Source organism: Martelella sp. AMO21009 (assembly GCF_053484295.1).
On record NZ_JBAKFR010000026.1, the window covers coordinates 11,117 to 34,094 of the forward strand.

17 protein-coding genes are annotated in these 22,978 nt (G+C 62.5%); 3 read left to right on the plus strand and 14 right to left on the minus strand.

Translation table 11 applies throughout. The features are described 5' to 3' along the window. Window positions 1-5: 5 nt before the first annotated feature. Genes narJ through V6766_RS20275 form a run of 4 tightly spaced genes read right to left on the minus strand, consistent with a single transcriptional unit; the run spans window position 6 to window position 8,694 of the window. Window positions 6-716, minus strand: coding sequence for a nitrate reductase molybdenum cofactor assembly chaperone (gene narJ / locus V6766_RS20260; RefSeq protein WP_448469566.1), 711 nt, complete (start codon window positions 714-716; stop codon window positions 6-8). Next, window positions 716-2,254, minus strand: coding sequence for a nitrate reductase subunit beta (gene narH, locus V6766_RS20265; protein WP_448469568.1), 1,539 nt, complete (start codon window positions 2,252-2,254; stop codon window positions 716-718). The genes narJ and narH overlap by 1 nt, the downstream gene beginning before the upstream one ends. Beyond that, complete coding sequence (locus tag V6766_RS20270; RefSeq protein ID WP_448469570.1) at window positions 2,251-5,994, minus strand: nitrate reductase subunit alpha; 3,744 nt, start codon at window positions 5,992-5,994, stop codon at window positions 2,251-2,253. Before V6766_RS20270 ends, narH begins: the two co-directional genes overlap by 4 nt. 24 nt (window positions 5,995-6,018) lie before the next feature. After that, on the minus strand, window positions 6,019-8,694 hold the full coding sequence (locus tag V6766_RS20275) for a nitrate/nitrite transporter (RefSeq protein ID WP_448469572.1): 2,676 nt from the start codon (window positions 8,692-8,694) through the stop codon (window positions 6,019-6,021). 242 nt (window positions 8,695-8,936) lie between these two features. Here V6766_RS20275 and V6766_RS20280 point away from each other — a divergent pair, with 242 nt between their 5' ends. Then, window positions 8,937-9,638, plus strand: a complete 702-nt coding sequence (locus V6766_RS20280) for a helix-turn-helix domain-containing protein (RefSeq protein ID WP_448469574.1) — start codon at window positions 8,937-8,939, stop codon at window positions 9,636-9,638. 16 nt (window positions 9,639-9,654) lie between these two features. Further along, on the plus strand, window positions 9,655-10,026 hold the full coding sequence (locus tag V6766_RS20285) for an ABC transporter substrate-binding protein (protein ID WP_448469576.1): 372 nt from the start codon (window positions 9,655-9,657) through the stop codon (window positions 10,024-10,026). Here the strand turns inward: V6766_RS20285 and V6766_RS20290 are convergent. The 7 genes from V6766_RS20290 to V6766_RS20320 form a co-directional block, all read right to left on the minus strand. Further along, complete coding sequence (locus V6766_RS20290) at window positions 9,953-10,918, minus strand: aldo/keto reductase (protein WP_448469578.1); 966 nt, start codon at window positions 10,916-10,918, stop codon at window positions 9,953-9,955. The genes V6766_RS20285 and V6766_RS20290 overlap by 74 nt on opposite strands. After that, window positions 10,915-12,030, minus strand: a complete 1,116-nt coding sequence (locus V6766_RS20295; RefSeq protein ID WP_448469581.1) for a mannitol dehydrogenase family protein — start codon at window positions 12,028-12,030, stop codon at window positions 10,915-10,917. The genes V6766_RS20290 and V6766_RS20295 overlap by 4 nt, the downstream gene beginning before the upstream one ends. A 120-nt stretch (window positions 12,031-12,150) precedes the next feature. Continuing rightward, window positions 12,151-13,647: a UxaA family hydrolase gene (locus V6766_RS20300; RefSeq protein ID WP_448469583.1), complete on the minus strand. Its 1,497-nt coding sequence runs from the start codon at window positions 13,645-13,647 to the stop codon at window positions 12,151-12,153. After that, window positions 13,644-14,678, minus strand: coding sequence for a zinc-binding alcohol dehydrogenase family protein (locus V6766_RS20305; RefSeq protein WP_448469585.1), 1,035 nt, complete (start codon window positions 14,676-14,678; stop codon window positions 13,644-13,646). The genes V6766_RS20300 and V6766_RS20305 overlap by 4 nt, the downstream gene beginning before the upstream one ends. Further along, window positions 14,675-15,445 (minus strand): ATP-binding cassette domain-containing protein, encoded by a 771-nt coding sequence (locus V6766_RS20310; protein WP_448469587.1) that lies wholly within the window; start codon window positions 15,443-15,445, stop codon window positions 14,675-14,677. Before V6766_RS20310 ends, V6766_RS20305 begins: the two co-directional genes overlap by 4 nt. Before the next feature lie 71 nt (window positions 15,446-15,516). Beyond that, window positions 15,517-16,461, minus strand: coding sequence for a substrate-binding domain-containing protein (locus tag V6766_RS20315; protein ID WP_448469589.1), 945 nt, complete (start codon window positions 16,459-16,461; stop codon window positions 15,517-15,519). A 35-nt stretch (window positions 16,462-16,496) separates the two neighbouring features. Beyond that, complete coding sequence (locus V6766_RS20320) at window positions 16,497-17,522, minus strand: ABC transporter permease (RefSeq protein ID WP_448469591.1); 1,026 nt, start codon at window positions 17,520-17,522, stop codon at window positions 16,497-16,499. Between the two features lie 130 nt (window positions 17,523-17,652). On the opposite strand from V6766_RS20320, the gene V6766_RS20325 reads away from it, so the two are divergent. Continuing rightward, complete coding sequence (locus V6766_RS20325) at window positions 17,653-18,555, plus strand: GntR family transcriptional regulator (RefSeq protein WP_448469593.1); 903 nt, start codon at window positions 17,653-17,655, stop codon at window positions 18,553-18,555. Between the two features lie 65 nt (window positions 18,556-18,620). Here V6766_RS20325 and V6766_RS20330 read toward each other — a convergent pair whose 3' ends face one another. The 3 genes from V6766_RS20330 to V6766_RS20340 all read right to left on the minus strand — a co-directional run bounded on the left by V6766_RS20330 (window position 18,621) and on the right by V6766_RS20340 (window position 22,978). After that, window positions 18,621-20,138: a sulfatase gene (locus V6766_RS20330; protein ID WP_448469595.1), complete on the minus strand. Its 1,518-nt coding sequence runs from the start codon at window positions 20,136-20,138 to the stop codon at window positions 18,621-18,623. 305 nt (window positions 20,139-20,443) lie between these two features. After that, window positions 20,444-21,853: a 3-isopropylmalate dehydratase large subunit gene (leuC, locus tag V6766_RS20335; RefSeq protein ID WP_448469597.1), complete on the minus strand. Its 1,410-nt coding sequence runs from the start codon at window positions 21,851-21,853 to the stop codon at window positions 20,444-20,446. 270 nt (window positions 21,854-22,123) lie between these two features. Next, window positions 22,124-22,978 (minus strand): amino acid ABC transporter permease, encoded by an 855-nt coding sequence (locus tag V6766_RS20340; RefSeq protein ID WP_448469599.1) that lies wholly within the window; start codon window positions 22,976-22,978, stop codon window positions 22,124-22,126.

Genomic DNA, 22,978 nt, shown 5'->3' on the forward strand with positions numbered 1-22,978 from the left:
GTCTCCTAATTCGAAACGGAACCGGCGACATCGCCGGGTTGGCGGTCTGCCGCGCGCATACGAGTTCGAAGCCGGTCCGGCCCGCAGGCGCCCTCGCCGGCATTGCCGCCGAAGGTGACGGCTTCTTCCTCCCAGATGTGGTCGAGCGCCTTCAGGTCGTCGGGGTCGTCTTCGGGCGCGGCCATCAGCTCCTTCAGGAGCTTCTGATCGGCCTCGGCCGATGACAGCAGGGAGAGCGCGGCGAAGGCCGAGGCATAGACGGATTCCCTCTTCCTCAGCCGCTCGCCGATCGCCTCCGTGATGTGCGCCGTCTGGCCGAGCAGGTCTTCCGCCTCAGCTCTGGGACGCGTGGATAGGAACTCCAGGAACAGCGGCAGGTAATCCGGCAGTTCCTTCGCGTCGATTTCGAAACCGCCAGCCTCGTAAAGCGCCATCAGATCGACCATGGCCTGGCCGCGATCCCGGCTTTCGCCATGGACATGCTCGAAGAGATGCAGCGACAGCGCGCGGGTGCGGTCGAAAAGGTGGACGTAACGTTCCTGGGCATCGTAGAGATCGCGGCCCGAAAGGTCGTCGATCAGCCTGCCGAGCGCGACGGCAACCGCTTCCGGCACCGCCGAGGAGGCCAGCGCGGCCTTCAGTTCCGGCAGGTCGTCCAGTAGTTCCCGCTCCGGATAGGACAGAAGCAGGGAGGTGATTTTCAGCGCGATATTCATCAGACCTGCTCCTTGAAGATATCGGTCGGCGTCTGCACCACCTTGCGGCGTCCGGCGCCGAAGAGTTCGGTGTCGCTGTTGCCGCCCGAGCAGCCATTGCCGAAGGAGAAGCCGCAGGAGCCGCGCACATCGTAGGCGTCCTCGGAAACCTCGCGATGGGTGGTCGGGATGACGAAACGGTCCTCGTAATTGGCGATCGCCATCACGTGGTACATGTCCTTGATCATCTGGCCGGTGAGGCCGACGCGTTCGGCAATCGCCTTGTCATCGACGCCATCGACGGTTTTCGAACGCATATAGGCGCGCATGGCCAGCATGCGTTCCAGCGCGTTCACCACCGGCTCCTCCTTGCCCGCCGTCAGCAGATTGGCGAGGTAGCGCACGGGAATGCGCAGCGACTTGACATCCGGCATATCGCCGTCGAGACCGAGCTTGCCGGCCTCGGCGGCGGACTGCACCGGCGAAAGCGGCGGCACATACCAGACCATCGGCAGCGTGCGATATTCCGGGTGCAGCGGAAATGCCACTTTCCAGTCGATCGCCATCTTGTAGACCGGCGAGTTCCTCGCCGCCTTCAGCCAGTCGTCCGGCACGCCGTCCTTGCGGGCCTGCTCGATGACGGCCGGGTCGTTCGGATCGAGGAACACCTTGAGCTGTTCTTCATAGAGATCCTGCTCGTTCGCCGTCGAGGCGGCTTCCGAAATCCGGTCGGCATCGTAAAGAATGACGCCGAGATAGCGGATGCGGCCGACACAGGTTTCCGAGCAGACCGTCGGCTGTCCGGCTTCGATGCGCGGATAGCAGAAGATGCATTTTTCCGATTTTCCGGAATTCCAGTTGTAATAGATCTTCTTGTAGGGGCAGCCGGAAACGCACATGCGCCAGCCGCGACATTTCTCCTGGTCGATCAGAACGATACCGTCATCCTCGCGCTTGTAGATCGCGCCCGATGGACAGGCCGCCACGCAAGTGGGGTTCAGACAGTGCTCGCAAAGGCGCGGAAGATACATCATGAAGGTGTTTTCGAACTGGCCATAGATTTCCTTCTCGACCCCTTCGAAATTCACATCCTTCGAGCGCTTTTCGAATTCGCCGCCGAGGATTTCCTCCCAGTTCGGGCCCCATTCAATCTTCTCCATCCGCTCGCCGGTCAGCTTCGAGCGCGGCCGGGCCGTCGGCATGGTCTTGCTTTCGCCGGCGGTCTGGAGATGGCCGTAGTCGAAATCGAAGGGTTCGTAATAGTCGTCGATTTCCGGTAGGTCCGGATTGGCGAAGATCTTGGCGAGGATGCGCCATTTGGCGCCCATCTTCGGCTCGATCCGGCCGTTCTTCTTGCGAACCCAGCCGCCATTCCACTTCTTCTGGTTTTCCCATTCCTTGGGAAAGCCGATCCCCGGCTTGGTCTCGACATTGTTGAACCAGGCGTATTCAACGCCCTCGCGGTTCGTCCAGACATTCTTGCAGGTGACGGAGCAGGTGTGGCACCCGATGCATTTATCGAGATTGAGCACCATGCCGATCTGTGCGCGGACCTTCATTCTGCGGCCTCCTTTCCTGCAAGGCTTGGGGTCTCGTCCATCCAGTCGACATTTTCGAGCTTGCGGACGACGACGAATTCATCGCGGTTGGCGCCCACGGTTCCGTAGTAGTTGAAACCGTAGGACTGGTGGGCGTAGCCGCCGATCATGTGGGTCGGTTTCGGGATCACGCGGGTGACGGAGTTGTGAATGCCGCCGCGTTGGCCGGTCAGCGGCGAACCCGGCGTGTTCACGATCTTCTCCTGCGCGTGGTACATGAAGATCGTCCCGTCCTTCATGCGCTGGGAGACCACCGCGCGGGCGACCAGCGCGCCATTGGCGTTGTAGACCTCGACCCAGTCATTATCGACAATGCCGGCGCGGGCGGCATCCGGCTCGGAAATCCACACCACCGGGCCGCCGCGATTGAGCGTCAGCATCAACAGGTTATCGGTATAGGTGGAGTGGATGCCCCATTTCTGGTGCGGGGTGATGAAGTTCAGCACCAGATGCGGCTGGCCGTCGAGACGCGCCTCGATCGCCGGCGTCACGGTTCCGGTGTCGATCGGCGGGCGGTAGACGCAGAAGGCCTCACCGAAGGCCCGCATCCACAAATGGTCCTGATAAAGCTGCTGCCGGCCCGAAAGAGTCCGCCACGGGATCAGTTCGTGAACATTGGTGTAGCAGGCGTTGTAGCAGACCTTTTCCGATTCCAGCCCCGACCATGTCGGCGAGGAAATGATCTTGCGCGGCTGGGCGACGATGTCGCGGAAGCGGATCTTTTCGTCTTCTTTCGGAAGGGCGAGATGGGTGTGATCGCGCCCGGTGATCGCCGAGAGCGCTTCCCAGGCCTTGACCGCGACCTCGCCATTGGTTTCCGGCGCGAGCGAAAGGATCACCTCGGTGGCGTCGATATCGGTCTCGATCTTCGGACGGCCTTTCGAGGTCCCCTCTTCCGTCACCGTGCCGTTCAGCTTGCCAAGCAGGCCGACCTCATGCTCGGTGTTCCATGAAATACCCTTGCCGCCATTGCCGAGCTTATCGAGAAGCGGCCCGACGGAGGTGAAGCGCTTGTAGAGATTGGGATAATCCCGCTCGACCACCGCGACTGTCGGCATGGTCTTGCCCGGCACCGGATCGGTTTCGCCCTGTTTCCAGTCCTTCACATCGAAGGGCTGGGCCAGTTCGCCGGGGGTGTCGTGCAGGGTCGGCACGAGGACGACGTCCTTTTCCACGCCCAGCACTTCCGGCGCGACTTCGGAAAACGTCCTGGCGATGCCCTTGAAGATTTCCCAATCCGAGCGCGACTGCCAGGCCGGATCGGCCGCACTGGTCAGCGGGTGGATGAAGGGGTGCATGTCGGAGGTGTTGAGGTCGTTCTTCTCGTACCATGTCGCCGTCGGCAGCACGATGTCGGAATAGACGCAGGTGGTCGACATGCGGAAGTCGAGCGTGACCAGCAGATCGAGCTTCCCGTCCGGCGCCTCGTCATGCCACACGGCTTCCTTCACCTCCTGACGCCCCTCCTCGCCCAGATCCTTGCCGAGCAGGCCATGGGATGTGCCGAGCAGGTGCTTGAGGAAATATTCGTGGCCCTTGCCCGATGAGCCGAGCAGGTTGGAGCGCCAGACGAACATGTTGCGCGGCCAGTTTTCCTCCGCATCGGGGTCCTCGCAAGACATGGAAAGCGTACCGGATTTCAGCGCATCGGCGATATAGTCCGCAGTCTTTTGGCCGGAGGCTTCCGCCGCACGGGCAACCTCCAACGGGTTGGTGCGCAATTGCGGGGCGGACGGCAGCCAGCCCATCCGTTCGGCGCGGATATTGTAGTCGATCAGCGTCGCATCCCACGGGCCCTCCGGTGCGGTGGGAGACAGTAGTTCATCGACCTTCACCGTTTCATAGCGCCACTGGTCGGTGTGGGCGTAAAAGAACGAGGTCGAGTTCATGTGGCGCGGCGGGCGCTGCCAGTCGAGGCCGAAGGCGAGCGGCAGCCATCCCGTCTGCGGGCGCAGCTTTTCCTGGCCGACATAGTGGCTCCAGCCGCCGCCAGACTGGCCGATACAGCCGCACATCACCAGCATGTTGATGATGCCGCGGTAATTCATGTCCATGTGGTACCAGTGGTTCAGACCGGCCCCGAGAATGACCATGGAGCGGCCATTGGTCTTTTCGGCATTGCCCGCAAAGGCGCGGGCGGTCGCGATGATCTGCTCGCGCGGCACGCCGGTGATCTTCTCCGCCCAGGCCGGCGTATAGGGCGTTCCATCATCAAACGAACTTGCGACATTCTCGCCGCCGAAGCCGCGATCGAGGCCGTAATTGGCAACGAACAGGTCGAACACCGTCGCGACCACCGCCTCGCCCTCTGCCAGCGCCACACGGCGGACCGGCACCTTGCGCGCCAGAACGCTGTCGTGGTCGGTGCCTTGGAAATAGTCGTGGGCCCGGCTGCCGAAATAGGGGAAGGCAACGTCTTCGACGCCGTCATGCTTCTCCGCAAGGCTCATCACCAGATCGATGTCGGTGCCCGCGCCATCCTTCTGCTCGAGGTTCCACTTGCCTTTCTCGCCCCAGCGATAGCCCGCCGACCCGCGCGGCGCGACGACGTCGCCGGTCCTCGCGTCGAAGCCGACAGTCTTCCATTCGGGATTGTTGCTCTCGCCGAGACCGTCCTTGAAATCGGAGGCGCGGAGGAAGCGTTCCGGCACGAGGCGACCATCCTTCTTCACCAGCCGCACCAGCATCGGCATGTCGGTGTAGCGGCGACAGTAGTCATCGAAATAGTCGACCTTCCGGTCGAGATGGTATTCGCGCAGGATCACGTGGCCGAGCGCCATGGCAAGTGCTGCGTCGGTCCCCTGCTTCGGGTGCAGCCAGAGATCGGAGAATTTCGCGGCTTCCGAATAGTCCGGCGAGACGACGACCGACTTCGTGCCCTTGTAGCGCACTTCGGTGTAGAAATGCGCATCCGGCGTGCGGGTCTGCGGCACGTTGGAGCCCCAGAGCATCAGGAATCCGGCATTGTACCAGTCGGCCGATTCCGGCACGTCGGTCTGCTCGCCCCAGGTCATCGGCGAGGCCGGCGGCAGGTCGCAATACCAGTCGTAAAACGACATGCAGGTGCCGCCGAGCAGCGACAGGTAGCGGGACCCGGCCGCGTAAGAGACCATCGACATCGCCGGGATCGGCGAAAATCCGATGACGCGGTCGGGCCCCCACCTCTTCGCGGTATAGGCATTCGCCGCCGCGATGAGCTCGTTGACCTCGTCCCATGTGGCGCGCACGAAGCCGCCGAGGCCGCGCACCTTGATGTATTCGGCGCGCTTTGCCGGATCCTCCTGAATGGCCCGCCAGGCCGCGACCGGGCTCTTGTCGGCGCGTTCCTTGCGCCAGAGCTTCAGAAGTCGCGCGCGGATCAGCGGGTATTTCACCCGGTTGGCCGAGTACATGTACCAGCTGTAGCTGGCGCCACGCGAACAGCCACGCGGTTCGTGGTTGGGCATGTCCGGCCTTGTGCGCGGATAGTCTGTCTGCTGGGTTTCCCAGGTGACGATCCCGCCCTTGACGTAGATCTTCCACGAGCAGGAGCCCGTGCAGTTCACGCCATGGGTGGAGCGCACGATCTTGTCGTGCTGCCAGCGCTTGCGATAGGCGTCTTCCCAATCGCGGTTTTCATTCGTGGTCACGCCGTGACCATCGGAGAAGGTGTCGACATTCTTGCGCGCCAGAAAGTTGAGGCGGTCGAGGAGAAGAGACATGATCCGTTCCTTTGTTTCGGGCGATTAGCAGGGCACCGGCGCGTTGCGGCGGGTGTAGTAGAAGAAGGTCAACAGGGCGCAGAGCACGTAGAAGATGCCGAAGCCCCACAGCGCCATATCCGGTCCGCCGGTCATCGAGATCGAGGTGCCGTAGGATTTGGGGATGAAGAATGCGCCGTAGGCGGCAATCGCCGAGGTGAAGGCGATGATCGCCGCGCTCTCGCGATCCGTCTGCTTCTGCAGCGCGCCCGCATCCAGTTCCGGCATCAGGCGCGGCACTTCCTGGCGCATGATTGCCGGGATCATCTGGAAGGTCGACGCATTGCCGACGCCGGTGAGGAAGAACAGCGCCATGAAGCAGGCGAAGAAGGCCCAGAAATTGCCGCCCGCCCCGTCCTGCGGCAGGAATTGCAGCACGCCGATGACAGCGACGAACATGCCGACGAAGGTCCAGAAGGTCACCCGTCCGCCGCCGAAACGGTCGGAAATCCAGCCGGTGCCCGCCCGGCTCAGCGCGCCGACCAGCGGGCCGAGGAAGGCATAGGAAAGCGCGTTGACCTCGGGAAACTGGGTTTTCATCAGTAGCGGGAAACCCGCCGAATAGCCGATGAACGAGCCGAACGTGCCGGTATAGAGAAGGCACATGATCCAGTTGTGGAAGCGCGAGAAGATCACCGCCTGATCGGCAAAGGAGGCCTTGGCCGAGGCAATGTCGTTCATGCCGAAATAGGCGGCGATGGTAGCCGCGATGATGAACGGCACCCAGACGAAGCCGGCATTCTGCAGCCACAGCCGCCCGCCATCCGACAGCGCCTGCGGTTCGCCGCCAAGCGCGCCGAACACGCCCATGGTGATGACGACCGGCACCAGGAACTGCATGACCGAGACCCCGAGATTGCCGAGACCGGCATTCATGGCGAGCGCATTGCCCTTCTCTGCCTTGGGAAAGAAGAAGCTGATATTGGCCATGGACGAGGCGAAATTGCCGCCGCCAAGCCCGCACAGAAGCGCTAGAACCAGGAAGATGAGATAAGGCGTTTCCGGGTTCTGCACCGCATAGCCGATGCCCATGGCCGGCAGCAGCAGAGACGCGGTGGAAAGCGTGGTCCACAGCCGGCCGCCGAAGATCGGCACCATGAAGGAGTAGAATATCCTGAGCGTGGCGCCCGAAAGCCCCGGCAGCGCCGCCAGCCAGAACAGCTGGGCATCGGTGAAGTCGAAGCCGATCGCGGGAAGCCGCGCGACCACGACCGACCACACCATCCAGACCGAAAAGGCCAGAAGCAGCGCGGGAATGGAAATCCAGAGATTGCGCTTGGCGATCTTCCGCCCGGTCTGTTCCCAGAAGGTCTTGTCTTCCGGGTTCCATTCCGTCAGCGTCGCCGCGGACGTCTTCGGCGTCATGCCCTCGAATTCCGGCAGTTCCGGCAGTGTTTCGGTCGTGGCCCGGTTGCGGCGTTCCATCTGGCGGATCGACAGATGCATCCAGGTCAGCGCGACGAGCACCAGCACGAACAGGAAGGCGAAGCAGGTGGTGTAGACCCCGGTCAGATCCAGGAGCGTGCCGAACACGATCGGCAGGACGAAGCCGCCCAGCCCGCCGATCATGCCGACGAGACCGCCGACCGAACCGACATTGTCGGGATAGTAGACCGGGATATGCTTGTAGACCGCCGCCTTGCCCAGGCTCATGAAGAAGCCCAGGCAGAAGATCATCAGCACGAAAGCGCCGAAGCTCATGGCGGTCGTAAAGATGATGTCGCCGCCCTTGGCATGGATCGTGTAGCTGGTCGGCGGATAGGACAGCATGAACAGCAAGAGCAGCGCGAAGCCGAAGGTCCAGTACATCACCGAGCGGGCGCCGAACCGGTCCGAGAGATGACCGCCATAGGCGCGGAACAGGCTGGCCGAGAGCGAGAAGGCGGCGGCGGCCATGCCGGCGGTGCGGATATCGACGCCGTAGACATCGACGAGGTAGTGCGGCAGCCACAGCGCCAGCGCGACGAAGGCGCCGAAGACGAAGAAATAGTAGAGCGAGAAGCGCCAGACCTGCAGGTTCTTCAGCGGCGCAAGCTGGGCCGCGACCGTGGTCGCCTTCGCGCCGGAGCGGCGGCGGGCTTCGAACACCGGATCATGTTTGGAGAACACAAAGAAGATGACGGCAATGGCCGCGAGCGCGAAGGCCCAGACATTGGCGACCGCCTGCCAGCCGAAGGCCACCATGACGAAGGGCGCGCCGAATTTGGTCACCGCCGCGCCGACATTGCCGGCGCCGAAAATGCCGAGCGCGGTGCCCTGTTTCTCTGGCGGATACCAGTGCGACACATAGGTGACGCCGACCGCGAAGGAACCGCCGGCAAGGCCGACGCCAAGAGCGGCCAGCAGAAACAACGGATAGGTCGTGGCGCTGGTCAAAAGAAAGGTCGCCGCGGCGGCCAGCAGCATCTGCAACGGAAACACCAGCCGCCCGCCATATTGCTCGGTCCAGATGCCGAGCATCAGCCGCGAAAGCGAGCCGGTCAGCACCGGCGTCGCCACCAGAATGCCGAACTGGGTTTCGGAAAGGCCGAGTTCGCTTTTGATCTCGACCCCGATGATGGCGAAGATCGTCCAGACCGCGAAGCAGACCGTGAAGGCCACAGTGCTGAGACCAAGCGCCCTGCGCTGGTCTCTTCGCGAAACACCGTCAATTGCAGACATGACTTGCCCCCTAAGGCTTAAGCGGTAGACCGCTCATTGGAAATTCTGCCTGAGAGCTAGAGGGATTGGGAGGCGCTCGAAGTTGACCTAAGTCAAGGTTGACGGGTGGCGCGGGACAAACAAGAATTGCGCGTGAAATTGCCTTCCCGCGCTGAAATCATCGTCAAATCGGTCTGTTGCAGATGCCGGTCGATGCTGCTAAATTTATCAATTGAAGACACGAAAAAAATCAAGGCACAGTGATGCGATCATCCGATTTGCCGCAGGTGCGGGCGCTGGGGCTGTTCAACAGCATGGGTGCGGAGAATTTCGAGGCGCTGATGCAGGCGGCCTATCTCCAGACCTTCCCGCCGCAGCTCGATCTCGTGCATGAAGGCGACCCGGCGGATTTTCTCTATGTGGTCATCGAAGGTTGCGTCGAGCTCTACGCCAATGCCAACCGGCGCGAGGCGACGATGGCGATGGTGCATCCGGTCAGCGCCTTCATTCTGGCCGCCGTGCTGAAGGATGCCGTCTATCTGATGTCGGCGCGCACGCGGGCGCGCTCGAAAATCCTGCTGATCCCTTCGGAAAACGTCCGCTCGATCTTCGAGCTCGACGACGCCTTCGCCCGGGCCATGGTGCTGGAAATGGCCGGCAGCTATCGCTATGTCATCAAGGAACACAAGGGCCTCAAGCTGCGAAGCTCCGTCGAACGGCTGGCGAATACGCTGCTGCGCCAGGACCATGAATTCGGCGATGGCTCCGGCACGTTCGACCTGCCCTACGACAAGCGCACGCTCGCCTCGCTGCTCGGCATGACCCCGGAAAACCTGTCGCGCGCCTTCAACACGCTGAAGCCCTACGGCGTCGAGGTCGAAGGCACGACGATCCGGCTTACCGACATCAAGGCGCTGAAGACCCTTGCCAAGCCGACGCCGCTGATCGACGATCCCGGCACCTGACGGGCCCCGCTGGAGGTTGTTCCCGGAAACAGGACGTCTTGCCATCGGCGCTGGCAGACAGACTTCAATCACGCCGTCGCGGGCCGCCGGACGCATTCTGTTCAGGGCGCTGCTCGCCAAGAACGACATACCCGAAGATCAGGTCGAACTGGCGATCATCGGCTCCGACATGAACCCGCTAAAGGCCGGTCAGGTGGATGCGATCACTGGCTGGAAAACCAATATCAAGGCGCCCGACACGCTGGGCGATCAACGCGTCGACATGGCAGTGCGGCCCCGTCACGGCAAAGCTCGCCTGCGCTGCCGCCGGCAGGTCAGCGCAAAACGGCGTCGGCGGCTTCCGGCCAATGCGCTTCCGCGGCATCAAGGTTGCGGTCGAGCGATGTGAGCTTCGCCGTGCCGATCAGCGCGGAGGCTGCCAGCGGATGGGTAAGCGCGAAACGCAGGGCAGTCTGGGGCAGGGATACGCCTGCGGCCTTGGCGCGGCTCTCCAGTTCGCCGACCCTGACGAGGATATCGTCCGGCGCGGGGCCGTAGTCGTAGCGCGCGCCTGGTACGGGCCCGGTCGCCAGAATGCCGGAGTTGAAGATGCCGCCCAGCACGAGGCTTACCCCTTTGCTGCGGCAGAGCGGCACCAACTCCTCTTCCGCCGACCGGTCGAGCAGCGTCAGCCGACCCGCCAGCAGGATCACATCGATCTCCGTCTCGGCCATGACATCGAGACAGACGCGGTTTTCGTTGACGCCGAGGCCGAAAGCGCCGATGCGACCGGCCGCCTTGAGCTTTTGCAGCCGGTCGATGCCCGAGCCCATCAGGTCCGCCATGTGCCGGCCATTGTCATCGCCATGGGTGTAGGCGCCGATGTCGTGGACGTAGACGATATCGATGCGCGCGGTGCCAAGCCGTTCGCAGCTCTGCTCGAAGGCCGCCTCGATGCCGTCGCCGGAATAATCATAGCGCACGGCATTCGGCAGCGGCTCGACAAATCCATCGGCCTCGTCAAGCGCAGGACCGGGCGAGAGGAGCCGCCCGACCTTGGTGGACAATACGTAGTCGGCCCGCTCGCGCGTCCTGAGGAACCGGCCAAGCCTCTGTTCGGAAAGACCGCGCCCATAATGTGGCGCGGTGTCGAAATAGCGGATGCCGCGCTCCCAGGCGCGGGCGAGGATAGCCTCGGCGTCCTCATCCCCGATCTTGCGGAACAGATTGCCGATCCCGCTGCCCCCGAAGGAAATTTCGGTGACTTCCACCGCCGTGCGTCCGATACGGTTGGTTTTCACGGCCGGGTCTCCTCTTCCACAATGCGTTTCAGTCGTGGCTGATCACCGGTAAAGCCGATCCCCCTGCCCCAGTCGAGAAATGCGCCGATCCGGCGGCGGACTTTTTCGCCATGGTTCTGCGCGATGTCGGAAAGCCGGTGCACCAGAAACGGATTGGCGAAACGTTCCAGCGTGGTTTCGACATAGTCGCGCGCCTCATCGCCATAGCCGGCCGCAAAGAAGGTCGGCAGAACTTCCTGCTCATAAAGATCGGCGAGATCGGCGCGGATGGCGGCGTCTGCCATCTCGTCGCGCACCAGCCGGTCCTCTTTGCCCCCGCGCGCAAGCCAATTTGCGACCAGATAGGTGTGGCCGAGGTTGAGAGCATGCAGTTTCAGCGTCTCGATCTGCTCAAGATCGGCCACCACCCGGATGGCGGAGTGCGTGCAGGGCACGATCAGGTTCGGCGCATCCTCGATCGCCCAGAGCGCATAGGGCTCGGCCACCGCGCCCGCCGGCTCCAGCGGCTCGGAGACGATTCGATCGACCAGTGAATTGGCGAAAACCACGTTCTCGGCCACCCAGGCCGCAAAATCGGCCGATAGCGGGGCGGAAAGGTCCAGAACCCGCGCGCGCAGCGTCTCGCCATTGCGGGCGATCAGTTCGGCGGGCATGACCGTCAGCGGCCGACCGCCGGCCTGAAAGCGCGCGAACAAAAGCTGCGTCAGTTTCGCGGGATAGGACATGGCCTGCGAAAAATGCGGCTGAGTATCGTCGGCTTGCGGCTTCCAGCCCGCGTCGCCGGTGTTGGAAAGAATGATCTGCGCCTCCTCCACGGCGATGCGGACAATCTCCGGCCAATCCGTTTCCGTGGTCAAGGCACGGGCAATCGCGGCGCACCGCACCTCCCGTTCGACCGGCGCGCCCTCTTCGATCCCCTTGATGAGCACCGGATAGCCGCCGGGCGCGGCAAGCGCTTCAAGCCGTTTGCGCCGCGCCGGGTCGCCGCTTGATTGCACCACCGTCACCGGACCCAGCGCGCATCCCTCTGCCATCGCCTCGGAGATGAATAGATCGGCATGGGCTTGCAGAAACCGGCTGGTGCCGAATTGCAGGATAGGGGTTTTTGTCATGCGCGCCTCCAGGTGAGGTATGCTTGCAATAATCAGTACTATCTGACCCGCCATTGCGGCGAAGCGGAGCGGCTGTAAATCTGTCGGCAAAAGCCCGCGAACAGCACGGAATTTGCCGCGCTACATCACCGCGCCGATCTGCCAGGGAATGAACTCGACCCGGCCAAACCCTTGCGCCTCGCTCTTGGTCGGGCGTCCGGAGGCGACGTCGAGCATCATGCGGTAGATTTCGGCGCCCTTGTCGGTCAGCGGCACGCCGTCGATCACATCGCCGCAATTGATATCCATATCCTCGCCCATGCGCGCCCAAAGGTCGTTATTGGTGGCGATCTTGATACAGGGCACCGGGCGATAGCCCGAAACAGAGCCGCGCCCGGTGGTGAAGACGATAAGATTGGCGCCCGAGGCCACCTGGCCCGTCACCGAACAGGGGTCGTAGCCGGGGCTGTCCATGAACACGAAGCCACGCCGGTCGATCGGCTCGGCATATTTGTAGACCGCTTCGAGCGGCGCCGATCCGCCCTTGGCGACCGCGCCGAGGGATTTTTCCAGAATGGTGGTGAGCCCGCCGCGCTTGTTGCCGGGCGAAGGGTTGTTGTCCATCTCGCCGCCATTGCGGGCACAGTAATCCTCCCACCAGGCGATGCGCTCCATCAGCGCGGCCGCGACCTCCGGCTTTGCCCTTCGGGTCAGGAGGTGTTCCGCACCATAGATTTCAGAGGTTTCCGACAGGATCGACGTGCCGCCCTGGGCCACCACCATATCCGAGGCGATGCCGAGCGCCGGGTTGGCGGTGATGCCTGAAAGCCCGTCCGAACCGCCGCATTGCATGCCGATGACCAGATGTTCGGACGAGACCGGTTCGCGGCTGGTCGCGTTTGCCGTTTCGGCAAGCTTGCGCAGCGCGGGCAGCGCCGCCTCGACCGTCTTGCGCGTGCCGCCGGAGTTCTGGATCGTCAGAAACTGGAAGCGGCTCGGGTCGCGCAGCTCCTTCTTCGCCGCCAGCACGGGAAGCTGCATGACCTCGCAGCCGAGCCCCACCAGCAGGATCGCGCTGAAATTCGGATGCTGGGCGTAACCGGCGAGCGTGCGCATCAGCGTCTCGTAGCCCTCGCCCTGCCCGGCCATGCCGCAGCCCGAACCGTGGGCGATCGGCACCACGCCGTCGATATTTTCGAGGTCGGCCAGAAGGCCGGAGCGTTCGGCCTCCTCGGCAATGAAATGGGCAACCGAGCCCGAACAGTTCACCGTCGTTAGTATGCCGATGAAGTTGCGCGTGCCGACCCGTCCATCCGGGCGCTTGTAGCCCATGAAGGTGTCGCGCACGGATGCAGGCGCGATTGGCTGAATCTCCGAGGTGCCCGCATCGCCGCCGCGCTCCGTGCCGATGCCGAGATTTTGGGTATGCACATGAGCGCCCGAGGCGATATCGACGGTCGCGACGCCGATGATCTGGCCATATTTGCGCACGAACGCGCCTTGCGGAATGGCCTCAAGCGCCATTTTGTGGCCGCGCGGAATGGCTTCGCTCGCCCCTGTCTCGCCCGGCTTCAGATCGACGAGCGCAATGCCGACATTGTCGTCGGGATGAAGCCGGAGAATCTGGGCACCGCTCATGGCCGCACCACCGCCTTGATCAGCCCGCTGCGGTCGGAGGCGAGCGCGGCGAAGCGCTCCGGCAGGTCGGCCAGCGGCAGTTCGGCCGAAAGAAGCGCATCGGTGTCTATCTTTCCGCTGCGGATCGCCTCCATGACCCGCATGAAGTCGGCTTGCAGCGCGTTGCGGCTGCCGATAATGCGGGTCTCGCGCTTGTGGAACTCCGCGTCGTTGAAGGTGATGTCGTCCTTGACCACGGAGACGAGCACATAGGTCGAGCCGTGGGCCAGAAGCGGAAACCCGGCCTCGATCGCGCGGGCCGAGCCGGTGGCATCGAACACGATGTCGAAGCCCGAGGCCAGATCGCCCGTCAGAATGCTGGCCGGGTCGCTGTTATTGTGCAGATGTTCAAAGCCGAATTTATCAGCCGCCATGGTCAGACGCTCCTTGCTCAGGTCGAGCAGATGCACCTCGGCGCCTTCCAGCCGGGCAAACAGCGCAGCACCAATGCCGATCGGCCCCGCGCCGGTAACCAGCACCCGGTCGCCTTCCGCTATACCCGAGCGCGCCACCGCATGGGCGCCGATGGACAGGAATTCCACCATCGCCGCCTGTATCTCCGTCAGCCCCTCCGCAGGATAGAGATTGCCTTCCGGCACGGCCACCCGCGCGCTCATGCCGCCATCGCGATGAACACCGAGCACCTCGATCCTCTCGCAGCAATTGGGCTTGCCTCGTTTGCAGGCGTGGCAGGCCCCGCAGGAGACATAAGGATTGACGACGACCAGATCGCCTGCGCAAAGCCCGGCGGCATCGGCAACAAGCCTGCCGCTCAGCTCATGGCCGATGACGCGCGGATAGTTGAGATAGGGATGTTTGCCCTCGAAGATGTGATAGTCCGTGCCGCAAATGCCGACCGCGCAGATATCCACCAGCGCCCAGCCTTCAGACGCCTCTATCGGCAGAGCCGCCTCTCGCAGTTCGAAAAGGCCGGGTTCGACGCAGACGCCGCAGGTCATGACGTCGGTTTGCATTTTCTCGGGGCGGTTCATTGCAATTGTCCTTGGTTCCGGGGTGTCCAGTCCAGCGGAAGTTCGCCCTTGATGATCAGGCTCAGAATATCATCCTTGGTGACCTCCTCGATGCCGTGCGCGCCGACCTGCTCTCCCCGGTTCATCACGATGACGCGGTCGCACAGATCGAACACGTCATGCATGTCGTGGCTGACGAGGAAGATGCCGATGCCCTCATCACGCAATTGCCGGATGAGATCGGCAACCATGGCGGATTCGGAAGGGCCAAGCGCGGCGGTGGGCTCGTCCATGATCAGGATCTTGGCATTGAAATAAAGCGCGCGGCCGATGGCGATCACCTGCCGCTGGCCGCCCGAAAGGCGCGCGACGGGATCGCCGAGATTGCGGAAATTCGGGTTGAGCCGGGCCAGCACCTTTTTCGCCTCCGCCATCATCCGCCGGTCGTCCAGATTGCCCCATCGGGTTTTCAGCTCGCGCCCCAGGAACAGGTTGGCCGGCGCGTCGAGATGGTCGGCCAACGCCAGCGTCTGGTAGATGGTTTCAATGCCATGGCGGCGCGCATCATGCGGCGTCTCCAGTTTCACGTCCTTGCCGCCAACGCGGATCGTTCCGCTGCTTGGCACCATGGCGCCGGAAAGAATGCGCATCAAGCAGGATTTGCCCGCCCCGTTATGGCCGAGAACGCCAACGACCTCGCCGGGAAATAGATTAAGCGACACGCCATTGACAGCGTTGATGCCGCCGAAATGTTTTTCGATGTCAATCATCTCAACAAGCGGGGTCATGGGACTTGTCCTGCGTCATCGTACATTGGTTGATCGCGCGGGGCGTTAACGCCCCGCGCGAGATTGCTGCCTCAGTAGAGAACGTTCTGGGCCTCGTCGCTATCGATATTGTCCTTGGTGACAAGCACAACGCCGGTATCGATCTGGGGCTCGACGGACTTGCCGTCCATCAGCTCCATGATCGCCTGAACGCCCTTTTCTCCCATCTGGAACGATCCCTGCACCAGAATGGCGTTGAGCGTGCCATCCTTAACGAAGTCCTGCAGGTCCTTGTTGCCGTCAAAGCCAATGGCGGCGACCTGTCCAGCCTTGCCCGCCTGCTTGATGGCCCGGCCCATGCCGACGGCGGTCGGCTCATTGGCGCCGAAAATGCCCTTCAGGTCCGGATTGGCGGCCAGAACGTCGGTGGTCTGGTTCAGCGCCGTCGCCATCTGCGACTGCGAGTAATAGGGACCGACGATCTCGATCTTGGAATCCGCCTTGATCTTATCGACGAAGCAGCCAACGCGGCCGATCTCCGAGCCGACGCCCGCCACATAGGACATCACGGCAACCTTGCCTTCGCCGCCCGTCAGTTCGATCATCTTGTCGGCGGCAAGCTCGCCGGCCGCGCAATTGTCGGTCGACAGGAAGGTCTGGTAGGTGCCCTTGCCGGCGTCCGAAAGAGCCGAGTCGATGATCGCGACCGGGATTCCGGATTCATTGGCGCGCTTGACGGCGGGCACCAGCGCATCCGGATCGGACGGTGCCAGCACGATGCCGGCAACGCCCTTATTGACGGCGTTGTCGACCATGTTCACTTCCGCCGCGATATCGGACTCCGCAGCCGGACCATCAAAGGTCATGGTGATGTCCGACTGGCCGTCAACGGCGGCCGTGGCGCCCTTGTTGACGTTTTGCCAGAAGTTGGAATTGGTCGTCTTGACGATGACCGCGATTTCCGCCGCGCTCGCCGTGGCGAACGGCACGGCGGCGATGGCACTGGCTGCAAGCACTGCTTTCAAAATCGTCTTCATGGTTTCTCCTCCCTTTAAAGACATGATTTGACTGGTTATCGGCGGTTGCTGCGCAACTGGTCGATGAAGACGGCCAGAATGACGACAAAACCGATGATGATCTGCTGGATGAAGGCCGATACGCCGGACATGTTGAGCCCGTTGCGCAGCACGCCGATGATGAAGGCGCCGATCATGGTGCCCGAAATGCCGCCGACGCCGCCCATCAGCGAGGCCCCGCCGATCACGGCGGAAGCGATGGCGTCGAGTTCGTACATCACGCCCTCATTAGGCTGGGCGGTCACGAGACGCGACATCAGGACGTTGCCGGCAAGTCCCGCGAGCGCGCCGGACAGGGCATAGGCGGCGATCTTGGTCGCATCCACATTGACGCCGGACAGCCTTGCCGCCTCCTCGTTGGAGCCGGTGGCATAGATATGCCGGCCGAGCGCGCGCCGGCGCAACAGATAGGCAGCGCCAATGGCAACAACCAGAAGCAGGATCGCCGGATAGGGAATCCCCGGAAACACGACCTTGGAAAGACCGTTGGGCAGCTTTTCGACGTGGCGGAACAGCGCGCCGTTGCCGAGAACGCCGAAAGCCTCGCCAAGCTGCGAAATCGGCGCAGCACCCGTCAGTTGCAGGGCCGTTCCGCGGGCGATCATCATCATGCCAAGCGTGGCGACGAAAGGCGTGATCCGCATCTTGGTGATGACGACGCCATTGATAAACCCGCAGAACGCGCCCACCAGAACCGCCGCCGACATGGCGACCGGCACCGGCATACCCGCCTTGACCATCAGCCCCGCAGCCGTGCCGGACAGCGCCAGCACGGAACCGACGGACAGATCGATACCGCCGGTGATGATCACCATCGTCATGCCGATGCCGAGAAGACCGATCACCGACGTCTGCAACAGCACCGTCAACCCGTTATTGACCGACAGGAAGGCCGCATTGCCGAAGGCGAAAATCGCGATCAGCATCGCCAGCGTCATCAGGGCGGATAGCTGGTGAAACGTACCCGCGCTGATCCTGCCAATTCTTCCCAGGGGATGCGGCTCCTCCGCTGCCACCGACATAGGCTCCTCCGAATTCGGTGCAATATAATTAAGTACAAAACTATCCATGGAAACGCGGTTGTCAATTGTTTTTTATCATTGTCGACAAAACAATCCACGTGCTAGGGCAGGGAACTGCGGAGAAACAGGCATGGCAAGAACCGACGAGCGTTTCCGGGAAGCCTATAACCAGCTTCTGGATTATTGCGCCGGCAGGCAGGCGGGCGATCAACTGCCGGCCGAACTGGCACTGGCGCAACAGCTCGATGTCAGTCGCACGGTCGTGCGCTCCGCCCTAGAACGGCTCAATGCGGAAGGCCTCATCAGTTGGGAAGGCCGCTCGAAAACCTTGCTCCGGCTTCCGAATGAAACAGACAGGCTCGCGGTCCACTCCACCCAGCCGTCGGAGGATGAACTGGAGCGCCAGTTTCTCGACTGGGTCCTGCGCTTCGATGTGCCGCCCGGCACGGCGCTGAACGTGACGGAACTGGCGCGCAAGTTTGGCGTGCAGGCCTATGGGCTGCAGGAATTTCTCGCCTCGCTGAGCCGTTTCGGGCTGGTGCGCCGGCGGCCCAGGGGCGGATGGGAACTGGTCGGCTTCACCCGCGATTTCGCGATCGAGCTTTCCGACTTCCGCGCCATACTCGAACTCAACGCCGTCTCGCATCTCGTCGCCCTGCCGCCGACCCATGGCATATGGAAGCAGCTGGACGACCTTAGAAACGACCACATCCGGCTCGCCGAGGATATCGATCGGCGCTATCACGATTTCTCGCTGCTCGATGAGCGGTTCCACACCGCGATCGGCAGCGTCGTGAAGAACCGTTTCGTCACTGAGTTCCAGAAAGTGATCACGCTCGTCTTCCACTACCACTATCAATGGGACAAGAAGGACGAGCGCGACCGCAACCTCGCCGCGATCGGCGAGCATCTGCGGATCATCGACGCGCTGAAAGCGCGCGAGGAACAGGCTGCCCTGGCGGCGGCCCGCGACCACCTGACGACCTCGAAACAGACGCTCCTGTCATCGATGCGCAGCCACGCCTTGCTCTGAACGGCTCTCACGCCAGGGCGATACGGCCGAACAGCATCGCCGCCAGCGATGCAGATGCTTGGTACCTACCCGGCTTCAAGTTCATACCAGCGGTAGACCTCCGCCGGCGTATCATGGACTTTCAGCACATCGATCATCATACGGTACAGGTTTGCGGCGATGGCGGCGTCCTCGATCGGCGCCTGCTGGCGCGGATCCGCCTGCAAGTCATATAGCCGGGTGCCGGGGTCGGCAAAGCCCTTGCCGTCATTATGTGGCACGCGCTTGGCATCCCGACGCGCGTCGATCTTGAGCACCGGCACGCCCTTTGTGAAATCAAATCCCGGATGAAGCTGCGCAGTGCGCAGTTCCTCGATCGTGAACGGGGCCGTCATGTGGTTCGGAACAAGCGTGTATTCGCTGAGGCCCTCGCGGGAAAGGTTCGGCGGATAATGGTGGAGCACGTGAGCGCCATCGGTCACGCCAATGGGTCCGGAATAAACCCCGAAGACGGCTACATCGCGGATGGGCTCATCGCGCGCCAGGAGCGGCATGATGCTTTGCCCGGTCACCTCCGATGGCGTGTCCAGACCGTGGATATCCATGAAGGTCGGCATCAGATCGGTCGTCTGCGTCAGGTGTTGGCGGCGGGTGCCCGCGAGTTGCCGGTGATCGGGATGATGGATCATCAGCGGAATGTGGGATACCTCGTCATAATAGGGCATACGGCATTTGCCCCACCAGTCATGTTCGGAAAGCAGGAACCCGTGGTCGGTCGACAGCACGATGCACGTGTCCTTCCACATGTCGTGTTTGTCCATATAGTCGATCAACCTGCCGAAATATTCATCGCACATGGCGACGAGCGCCGCGTAGTTCGCGCGGATCTCCGCGATTTCCTCGGGGCTTTCAGTCACCCGGTCATAGTGCGGCCAGTCGAGTACGCCGCCATTGTAGCCGGTCTCGTAGGCTGACTTGAAACGGTCGGGCGCGTGGAAGGGTTCATGGGGATCGAAGCACTCCAGCATCAGGAACCAGTCATCGGCCGCGCGGTTGCGGTCGAGGAACTCGAAGGCGGAGGCGAAGCATCGCGGACCGGGAAAGTCCTCTTCCGCCACGATTGTCTCGCGATTGATCGCGTGCTGCAGTCGCTTGTCAGGCTTTTCCGTATTGTAGTGGCGGGCATCGAACTTTTCCCGGATACGCTCAAGCGGCGGATCGACCATGGCGACCCAGGGGTCGTATTCCTGTCCGCGGATGAAATCGTAGCTCGAGAAGCGCGTGTGGAACCCATGCCCGCCATCCTCGAAGTAATGCAGATGGTCCGAGATCAGGTGGGTATAGACGCCGCTCCGCTTCATGATTTCGGCAAAGGAATTGTCGAATGGCTCCAGTGGCCCCCATGAGCGGTGGGTAAAGTTCAGGCGCCCCGAATGCATGTCGCGACGCGCGGGCATACAAGGCAGCGAGCCGACATAATGGCTGTCGAACGTGACCGCGCGAGATGCGAAACGATCGAAGTTCGGCGTCTTCACCGCGGTTCCGCCGTAAGCGCCGAGCGCGGCGCGGTTCAGACTATCAAACAGGACGAAAATGGTTCTCATGGATGCTCCTTCCGCAGGACTATGGCCGAGCTATCGATGAAATAATAATGAAAGTTGGTTGCCCAGTAATAACTGGAAGATATCGCCCTGCCTCGGCGCCTGCTCGTTTACCGGTATATAATTCCCCTGCCTCCGGGCGGCCGACCGCACGCGAACCGTCGCCGCGAAGAGCCGCCCCACGCTGACGAAAAGCCTCTCGATGCCCGGGATAGGCCCGGCATCGAGAAGCTTGATCAACAAGAGAAAAGGGCGGATCGCTCCGCCCCCTGCTCAATCTGTCGTAAAGGATGAACCTTTCGGGCCGCTTATTTCCAATCGCGGATGTCCACGAAATGGCCCTCGATGGCGGCGGCGGCGGCCATGGCGGGGGAGACCAGATGGGTGCGGCCCTTGTAGCCCTGGCGACCCTCGAAATTGCGGTTCGAGGTCGAGGCGCAACGCTCCTCCGGCTTCAGCCGGTCGTCGTTCATCGCCAGACACATGGAACAGCCCGGTTCGCGCCATTCGAAACCGGCCTCGAGGAAGATCTTGTCGAGGCCTTCGGCTTCCGCCTGTTCCTTGACGAGGCCGGAGCCCGGCACGATCATGGCGTTGACGGTGCTTGCCACCTTGCGGCCCTTGGCTACGGCGGCGGCGGCGCGCAGGTCCTCGATGCGGCCATTGGTGCACGAACCGATGAAGACGCGGTCGACGGCGACATCGGTCATCTTGGTGCCGGGCGTCAGGCCCATATATTTCAGCGCCCGCCACTTGGAACTGCGCTTGTTCTCGTCCTTGATATCGTCCGGGTTCGGCACTTCGCCGGTGACGGCGATGACATCTTCCGGCGAGGAGCCCCAGGAGACGATCGGCGGCAGGTTGGCGGCATCCAGCACCACCACGCGGTCATATTCCGCGCCCTCATCGGTCGTCAGCGACTTCCAGTATTCGACCGCCCGGTCCCAGGCCTCGCCCTCAGGCGCGCGCGGACGGCCCTTGATATATTCGAAGGTCTTTTCGTCCGGCGCGATCAGGCCGGCGCGGGCGCCGCCTTCGATCGTCATGTTGCAGACCGTCATGCGGCCTTCCATGGAAAGGTCGCGGATCGCCTCGCCGGCGAATTCGATGACGTGGCCGGTGCCGCCGGCGGTGCCGATCTCGCCGATGATCGCCAGGATGATGTCCTTGGCGGTGACGCCTTCCGGCGCCTTGCCATCGACGCGCACCAGCATGTTCTTGGCCTTGGACTGGATCAGCGTCTGGGTGGCGAGCACGTGCTCGACCTCGGACGTGCCGATGCCGTGCGCCAGAGCGCCGAAGGCGCCATGCGTCGAAGTGTGGCTGTCGCCGCACACGATCGTCATGCCCGGGAGCGTAAAGCCCTGCTCCGGTCCGACGATGTGGACGATGCCCTGACGTTTGTCCTTCTCGGAATAGTATTCAACGCCAAAATCGAGCGCATTCTGGGCGAGGGCGGCCACCTGGATGCGGCTTTCCTCGTTCTTGATGCCGTTGACCCGGTCCGGCGTGGTCGGCACGTTGTGGTCGACGACGGCGAGCGTCTTGACCGGCGCATGGACCTTGCGGCCCGCCAGCCGCAGCCCTTCGAACGCCTGCGGACTGGTGACTTCATGCACCAGGTGGCGGTCGATGTAGATGAGACAGGTTCCGTCATCCTGGCTGTCGACCAGATGATCGTCCCAAATCTTGTCGTAAAGTGTGCGCGCTTTGCTCATGGTTTCATGACCCATATGTCGAGATAAAAGGAAAAATACGGCGTGAAGCCGACTGTGACGCTGAGGGCGATCAGCTAAGTCGGGCGTTGAGCGCGCCGGAAATCATCGCAAAGAACCGGCCCGGCAGGCGCTTCCTGTCCTGCAGAACGAAGGGCCGCGGCGATACGGCCTGATTGCGATGGTCTATGGTCCTCATGGACCGGGTTATTAACAGCTTTCCGCGGGGACGGCAATCACTTCCGAGCGCGGTTCAAATCCCGCCCAAGCCCGTCATGCCGGCGGGAAAGCGCCCGGGGAGGCATCGCGCGCAAGCCTGGCCTTCTGCCGCATCCGGCGCTCTATCCCGCGCAGGATCAGCGACAGGCCAATGGTCAGGAGCAGGTAGATATAGGCGACGATCGAATAGGTTTCGAAGAAGCGGAACGAGCTTGCCGCATAGACCTTGCCCATCTGGGTGATATCGGCGACGCCGAGGACGGACACCAGCGAGGAATCCTTCACCATCGACACGAAATCGTTGGAAAGCGGCGGGAAGATCGTGCGGATCGCCTGGGGAAACACGATCAGCCTGAACCGCTGAAACCGGGTGAGGCCCAGCGCCTGCGCGGCTTCGATCTGGCCCTCGTCAACCGCCTGGATGCCAGCCCGGAAGATTTCTGCAATGAAGGCCGCATAGCCGATGGTGAGTGCGATGATCGCCCGCCACATCAGCGAGAAATCCCGCACCACGATCCTGTCCATGACGCCGGCATCGATCAGCGGCGTCAGGGCGAAATTGGCGAACGCCACCATGGCCGGCGCGCCGACGAAGGCGACGTAGAACAGCAGCACCAGGATCGGTATGCCGCGGATGATCTCGACATAGAAACGCGCAATCTGGCGCAGCGCCGTATGGCCCGACAGCCCCATCAGCGCGATCAGCATGCCGATGATGGTCGCCAGCGCGAAGGCCACCAGCGTCACGAACACAGTGACGCCGATGCCCTTGGCGACAATGGCGAAGACCTCGGCATAAAGCCCGTTGAGGGCGATCGCGATGCCCGCAGCGCTGGCGAGTGCCAAAAAGGCGTAGAGCCACCATGGCCGCTCGCCCGCATTGCCGGCGGGCAGTTTCTGGAAGCTCAT

What these genes read in the sequence shown, in the direction of transcription:
- V6766_RS20270 (WP_448469570.1), bottom strand. Translation starts at nt 5,994, where the DNA reads ATGTCTCTTCTCCTCGACCGCCTCAACTTTCTGGCGCGCAAGAATGTC.
- narJ (WP_448469566.1), bottom strand. Translation starts at nt 716, where the DNA reads ATGAATATCGCGCTGAAAATCACCTCCCTGCTTCTGTCCTATCCGGAG.
- V6766_RS20295 (WP_448469581.1), bottom strand. Translation starts at nt 12,030, where the DNA reads ATGACAAAAACCCCTATCCTGCAATTCGGCACCAGCCGGTTTCTGCAA.
- V6766_RS20300 (WP_448469583.1), bottom strand. Translation starts at nt 13,647, where the DNA reads ATGAGCGGTGCCCAGATTCTCCGGCTTCATCCCGACGACAATGTCGGC.
- V6766_RS20330 (WP_448469595.1), bottom strand. Translation starts at nt 20,138, where the DNA reads ATGAGAACCATTTTCGTCCTGTTTGATAGTCTGAACCGCGCCGCGCTC.
- V6766_RS20340 (WP_448469599.1), bottom strand. Translation starts at nt 22,978, where the DNA reads ATGAGCTTCCAGAAACTGCCCGCCGGCAATGCGGGCGAGCGGCCATGG.
- V6766_RS20275 (WP_448469572.1), bottom strand. Translation starts at nt 8,694, where the DNA reads ATGTCTGCAATTGACGGTGTTTCGCGAAGAGACCAGCGCAGGGCGCTT.
- V6766_RS20305 (WP_448469585.1), bottom strand. Translation starts at nt 14,678, where the DNA reads ATGAACCGCCCCGAGAAAATGCAAACCGACGTCATGACCTGCGGCGTC.
- narH (WP_448469568.1), bottom strand. Translation starts at nt 2,254, where the DNA reads ATGAAGGTCCGCGCACAGATCGGCATGGTGCTCAATCTCGATAAATGC.
- V6766_RS20325 (WP_448469593.1), top strand. Translation starts at nt 17,653, where the DNA reads ATGGCAAGAACCGACGAGCGTTTCCGGGAAGCCTATAACCAGCTTCTG.
- V6766_RS20320 (WP_448469591.1), bottom strand. Translation starts at nt 17,522, where the DNA reads ATGTCGGTGGCAGCGGAGGAGCCGCATCCCCTGGGAAGAATTGGCAGG.
- V6766_RS20315 (WP_448469589.1), bottom strand. Translation starts at nt 16,461, where the DNA reads ATGAAGACGATTTTGAAAGCAGTGCTTGCAGCCAGTGCCATCGCCGCC.
- V6766_RS20310 (WP_448469587.1), bottom strand. Translation starts at nt 15,445, where the DNA reads ATGACCCCGCTTGTTGAGATGATTGACATCGAAAAACATTTCGGCGGC.
- V6766_RS20280 (WP_448469574.1), top strand. Translation starts at nt 8,937, where the DNA reads ATGCGATCATCCGATTTGCCGCAGGTGCGGGCGCTGGGGCTGTTCAAC.
- leuC (WP_448469597.1), bottom strand. Translation starts at nt 21,853, where the DNA reads ATGAGCAAAGCGCGCACACTTTACGACAAGATTTGGGACGATCATCTG.